Genomic DNA, 5,295 nt, shown 5'->3' on the forward strand with positions numbered 1-5,295 from the left:
CTTTCACCGACTTACCCGTGTTGACGCGCCAACCGCTGCGGGCGGACACCCCCCGGCCCGACCCCTTCCCGCCGCGTGCGACTGCGAGTCCCGGGGGGTGGGGGGGAGGGGGGAGGAGGGGGGGGCTGACGCCGGGGTCCCATGACGCCGGGTGCGGGTGCGGGTGCGGGTGCGGGTGCGGGTGCGGGTGCGGGTTCCGGGGGCGACGTTTCCGGTGCGGTGTGCGGTTACAGGCGGTCCAGGACCTGGGTCAGGAGGTCGCCCATGCGGGTCGCGGAGTCGCGGCCCGCCTGGAGGACCTCCTCGTGGTTGAGGGGTTCTCCGGTCATGCCCGCGGCCAGGTTCGTGACCAGGGAGATGCCGAGGACCTCCGCGCCCGCCTCGCGTGCGGCGATGGCCTCCAGGACCGTCGACATGCCCACCAGGTCCGCGCCGATCACGCGCGCCATGCGGATCTCGGCCGGGGTCTCGTAGTGGGGGCCGGGGAACTGGGCGTAGACGCCCTCCTCCAGCGAGGGGTCGACCTCCTTGCACAGGTTGCGCAGGCGGGGCGAGTAGAGGTCGGTGAGGTCGACGAAGTTCGCGCCCACGATGGGGGAGGTCGCCGTCAGGTTGATGTGGTCGCTGATCAGCACCGGCTGGCCGGGGCGCATGCCCTCGCGCAGGCCGCCGCAACCGTTGGTGAGCACGATCGTCTTGCAGCCGGCGGCGACGGCGGTGCGCACGCCGTGCGCGACGGCGGCCACGCCGCGGCCCTCGTAGTAGTGCGTGCGGCCGAGGAAGACCAGGACGCGCTTGTCGCCGATCCCGTACGAGCGGATCTTCCCGCCGTGCCCGGCGACCGCCGGCGGCGGGAACCCGGGCAGCTCGGTGACCTGGAACTCGGCGTCGGGCGCGCCCAGCGCGTCCACGGCCGGGGCCCAGCCGGAGCCCATCACGAGGGCGACGTCGTGGGACTCGGCGCCGGTCAGTTCGCGCAGGCGCGCGGCAGCGGCGTCGGCGGCGGCGTAGGGGTCGCCCTGGATGTCGTCCGGAAGAAGAGATGCGTTCACGCGGACGAGCGTAGCCGGTCTGGTCCTACGCGCGTAGATGACGGAGGTCACGGGATGGCGATCGTTGTCTTGTCGTTTCCGACGAGAGGCGCCGCCACGGTCATTCGTCGGTGACGAGGACGTCCTTGTCGTTGAAGACCTCGACGATGAAGATGAGCAGCCGGCCCCGGCTGACCGTGTACTCCACGATGATGTTCTGGGTGAGCCGGATCGTACGGTCGTCGCCGGTGGCGCTTATGGGGCGTGACACGGAGAGGAAGGGGTCGCGGGCCAGCAGCGAGATGCCCTTGTCGAAGCCGATGCGCTGTCTGTCCTCCAGCCGGTCCCGGGCCTCGGCCGCCTGCACCGTGAAGTAGACGTCGTACGTGGTGGGGGGCATACGGTCTCCCGTGGGGCGTCGATCCCCTCAGTGTAGGAGCGGCGGGCCTTCCTCAGCAGGGCCTCTTGCGCAGCTCCATCACGTAATCGTGCGGCGCGCCGGCCGACTCGGCGGCGTCCGCGATCTCGCCCAGGTAGCGGGCCGAGGGCAGTCCGCCCTCGTAACCGTTGAGGACGTAGACCCAGGCGCCCTCCTCGCCCTCGAGGGTGTGGACGCGGATGCGCATCCGGCGGTACACGCCGAGGCCGACGCCGACCCATCGGTCGAGTGACTCCTCGTCCATGGGTGCGACGTCGTAGAGGGCGACGAAGACCTGGGAGGCGGTCGACTCGACGATCGTCGAGAGCGCGCCCTCCCAGCCCATCTGCTCGCCGCCGAACGTCAGCCGCCAGCCGTTCATCCACCCCGTGGCCCGCATCGGCGAGTGGGGGGCGCGGCGGGACATCAGCCGCGCGTCGAGGTTGCCGGCGTAGGCGGCGTAGAGCGACATGGGTCGAGAGTACGGCAGTCGGCCAGCGCGTCACTTCCGTGTCAGGGGTACCTGTGGTACCCGGGGCAGTCGCACATCGAAGGGTGCGGGACAATGGAGTACGTGACTCGGATCGTGATCATCGGTGGCGGACCCGGCGGATACGAGGCGGCCCTGGTGGCCGCCCAGCTAGGGGCGGAGGTGACCGTCGTCGACCGCGACGGTCTGGGCGGAGCGTCGGTGCTGACCGACTGCGTGCCGTCGAAGACCCTGATCGCCACGGCAGAGGTGATGACCACCTTCGACTCCTCGTACGAGGAGCTGGGCATCATCGTCGCCGACGACACCCCGCACATGGAGCAGTCCGCCCGCGTGGTCGGCGTGGACCTCGGCAAGGTCAACCGGCGGGTGAAGCGGCTCGCGCTCGCCCAGTCGCACGACATCACCGCCGCGGTGACGCGGGCCGGGGCGCGGGTGATGCGCGGGCGCGGGCGGCTGGAGGGCATGCAGGCGCTCGACGGGTCGCGGAAGGTCGTGGTGCGGGCCGCGGACGGCAGCGAGGAGACGCTCGTCGCGGACGCGGTGCTCATCGCCACCGGCGGGCATCCCCGTGAGCTGCCCGACGCCAGGCCCGACGGCGAGCGCATCCTGAACTGGACGCAGGTCTACGACCTCGACGAGCTCCCCGAGGAGCTGATCGTGGTCGGGTCGGGTGTGACCGGCGCCGAGTTCGCGGGCGCCTACCAGGCACTCGGCTCCAAGGTCACGCTGGTCTCGTCCCGGGACCGGGTCCTGCCGGGCGAGGACCCGGACGCGGCCGCCGTGCTGGAGGACGTCTTCCGGCGGCGCGGCATGAACGTCATGGCACGCTCGCGGGCCGCCTCCGCCAAGCGGGTCGGGGACCGGGTCGAGGTCACCCTCTCCGACGGCCGGGTCGTCACTGGCTCGCACTGTCTGATGGCCGTCGGCGCGATCCCCAACACCGAGGGCATGGGGCTGGAGGAGGCCGGGGTCCGGCTGAAGGACTCCGGGCACATCTGGACCGACCGGGTCTCGCGCACCAGCGCCCCCGGCGTGTACGCCGCCGGTGACGTCACGGGGGTCTTCGCCCTGGCGTCCGTCGCGGCCATGCAGGGCCGTATCGCCATGTACCACTTCCTCGGCGACGCGGTGGCCCCGCTGAACCTGAAGACCGTCTCGTCCAACGTCTTCACCGACCCCGAGATCGCCACCGTCGGCTACAGCCAGGCCGACGTCGACGGCGGTGTGATCGACGCCCGCGTGGTGAAGCTGCCGCTGCTGCGCAACCCGCGCGCGAAGATGCAGGGCATCCGGGACGGCTTCGTCAAGATCTTCTGCCGTCCGGGCACGGAGATCGTGGTGGGCGGTGTGGTGGTCGCGCCGCGCGCCTCCGAACTCATCCATCCGATCTCGATCGCCGTCGACAACAATCTGACGGTCGAACAGATCGCGAACGCGTTCACCGTCTACCCCTCCCTTTCGGGGTCGATCGCGGAGGTGGCCCGCCAGCTCCACACCCGCAAGGCGACGGGCGAGGGCTGACGGCACCGGCGGCTGAAAGCAACTCCTCGCTGGTCACGGGGAGTTGCCGACCATGCGTGCGGCATAGGCGGCGTGGGTAGCCTGCTATACCACTTCCCACTGACGTGTGCGAACAACTTCTGTTATTCGGCGCAAACTGCTGAAAGCAGACGGTCGTTGGGGTTACTGTCAGTTTCGTGTTCGCTGCAGAACGTCGCCAGTTGATCCTCGAAATGGTGCGCGCCAACGGGGCCGTGTCGCTCCGTGAGCTCGCCCGCGTCGTCCAGACCTCCGAAGTGACCGTACGGCGGGACGTGCGCGCACTGGAGGCAGAAGGACTCCTAGACCGCCGGCACGGCGGTGCGGTATTGCCGGGCGGATTCACGCGGGAATCCGGCTTTCCGCAGAAATCGCATCTCGCGACCGCCGAGAAGACCGCCATCGCCGACCTCGCCGCGAACCTCGTGGAGGAGGGCGAGGCGATCGTGGTCGGGGCCGGTACGACGACCCAGGAGCTGGCCCGCCGGCTCGCCCGGGTCCCCGGCCTGACCGTCGTCACCAACTCGCTCCTCGTGGCACAGGCCCTGGCCCATGCCAACCGGGTGGAGGTGGTGATGACCGGCGGTACGCTCCGCGGTTCCAACTACGCCCTCGTAGGGTCGGGCGCGGAGCAGTCCCTCCAGGGGCTGCGGGTGTCCCGGGCCTTCCTCTCCGGTAGCGGCCTGACCGCCGAACGCGGTCTGTCCACGTCCAACATGCTCTCGGCATCCGTCGACCGGGCTCTCGTCCAGGCCGCCGCCGAGGTCGTGGTCCTCGCGGATCACACCAAGCTCGGTACGGACACGATGTTCCAGACCGTGCCGACGGATGTGATCACCCGGCTGGTGACGGACGAGCCGCCGGGCCACGACGACCGTGCCGCCACCGAGCTGCAGGCGCTCGCCGACCAGGGCGTCCAGATCGCCGTGGCCGGCACGGGAGCCCCGGGAAACTCGGGTAGCGCGGGCGGTGAGGGCCCCCCGGGGCGCCAGCAGCGCCGGGACGTGCCACTCCCCGGCCCCCGGCGCGGCCAGGTCCCGGGCGCCGGGTCGGCCCTGCGCACGGCAGCCGTCCTCGGCGAGCAGTCGCCGGGCGGGGAGCGGGCCAGGGTGGCCGATCTGCGGCGCCGGTGACGGGCCGTTGACCCGTTCCCGAGCGGGCTGCCCCGAGAGGCCCTCCGTCAGGGCCTCCTCGGCGCCGTCGTGAGTACCCGCGGGGCGCCTCCACGCCTCGGAGCCCGGCCGTGAGAGACCACCCTGGGCGACCGAGGCGGACAGTGACCGGCTGAAACAAAGCGCCCGGCGGACGCGGCAAAGCGGTCCGCCGGGCGGCAGAGATGTCGTACGTCCGGTCAGTCCTTGATCTCGCAGATCAGCGCGCCCGACGTGATCGACGCGCCGACGTCCGCCGTCAGACCCTTGACGGTGCCGTCCTTGTGGGCGTTCAGCGGCTGCTCCATCTTCATCGCCTCCAGGACGACGATCAGGTCGCCCTCCTTGACGGCCTGACCCTCCTCCACGGCGATCTTGACGATGGTGCCCTGCATCGGCGAGGCGAGGCTGTCGCCCGACGCGACCGGCCCCGACCTCTTCGCGGCGCGGCGCTTCGGCTTGGCACCGGCGGCGAGGCCGGTACGGGCCAGCGACATGCCCAGGGACGACGGGAGGGAGACCTCGAGCCGCTTGCCGCCGACTTCGACGACGACGGTCTCGCGGCTGATGTCCTCGTCGTCGGTGCCGTCGATGGGTGCGGTGAAGGGCTTGATGTCGTTGACGAACTCGGTCTCGATCCAGCGGGTGTGGACCGTGAAGGGG

The 5,295-nt window shown here is 71.0% G+C and carries 6 protein-coding genes; 2 read left to right on the forward strand and 4 right to left on the reverse strand.

The genetic code is table 11. From position 1 onward, the window contains the following. Nucleotides 1–227: 227 nt before the first annotated feature. From ACWCPM_RS34530 to ACWCPM_RS34540, 3 genes are all read right to left on the reverse strand, one after another. Nucleotides 228–1,052: a purine-nucleoside phosphorylase gene (locus ACWCPM_RS34530; RefSeq protein ID WP_450980217.1), complete on the reverse strand. Its 825-nt coding sequence runs from the start codon at nt 1,050–1,052 to the stop codon at nt 228–230. 100 nt (nt 1,053–1,152) lie between these two features. Further along, entirely contained in the window at nt 1,153–1,431 is a 279-nt protein-coding gene (locus ACWCPM_RS34535) for a hypothetical protein (protein ID WP_450980218.1), read from the reverse strand. Nucleotides 1,432–1,483: 52 nt separating this feature from the next. Continuing rightward, complete coding sequence (locus ACWCPM_RS34540; RefSeq protein WP_450980219.1) at nt 1,484–1,921, reverse strand: gamma-glutamylcyclotransferase; 438 nt, start codon at nt 1,919–1,921, stop codon at nt 1,484–1,486. Nucleotides 1,922–2,014: 93 nt separating this feature from the next. Here ACWCPM_RS34540 and ACWCPM_RS34545 point away from each other — a divergent pair, with 93 nt between their 5' ends. Together ACWCPM_RS34545 and ACWCPM_RS34550 are read left to right on the forward strand one after the other, a co-directional pair. Then, entirely contained in the window at nt 2,015–3,463 is a 1,449-nt protein-coding gene (locus ACWCPM_RS34545; RefSeq protein WP_450980220.1) for an NAD(P)H-quinone dehydrogenase, read from the forward strand. 176 nt (nt 3,464–3,639) lie between these two features. Beyond that, a complete protein-coding gene (locus ACWCPM_RS34550; RefSeq protein ID WP_450980221.1) occupies nt 3,640–4,614 on the forward strand; it encodes a DeoR/GlpR family DNA-binding transcription regulator in 975 nt (324 codons plus the stop codon). 218 nt (nt 4,615–4,832) lie between these two features. Here ACWCPM_RS34550 and ACWCPM_RS34555 read toward each other — a convergent pair. Next, on the reverse strand, nt 4,833–5,295 hold a 463-nt coding region (locus ACWCPM_RS34555; protein WP_450980222.1), incomplete at its 5' end, for an acetyl-CoA carboxylase biotin carboxyl carrier protein subunit.

Source organism: Streptomyces sp. NPDC002309 (assembly GCF_053593375.1).

What these genes read in the sequence shown, in the direction of transcription:
- ACWCPM_RS34535 (WP_450980218.1), bottom strand. Translation starts at nt 1,431, where the DNA reads ATGCCCCCCACCACGTACGACGTCTACTTCACGGTGCAGGCGGCCGAG.
- ACWCPM_RS34540 (WP_450980219.1), bottom strand. Translation starts at nt 1,921, where the DNA reads ATGTCGCTCTACGCCGCCTACGCCGGCAACCTCGACGCGCGGCTGATG.
- ACWCPM_RS34545 (WP_450980220.1), top strand. Translation starts at nt 2,015, where the DNA reads ATGGAGTACGTGACTCGGATCGTGATCATCGGTGGCGGACCCGGCGGA.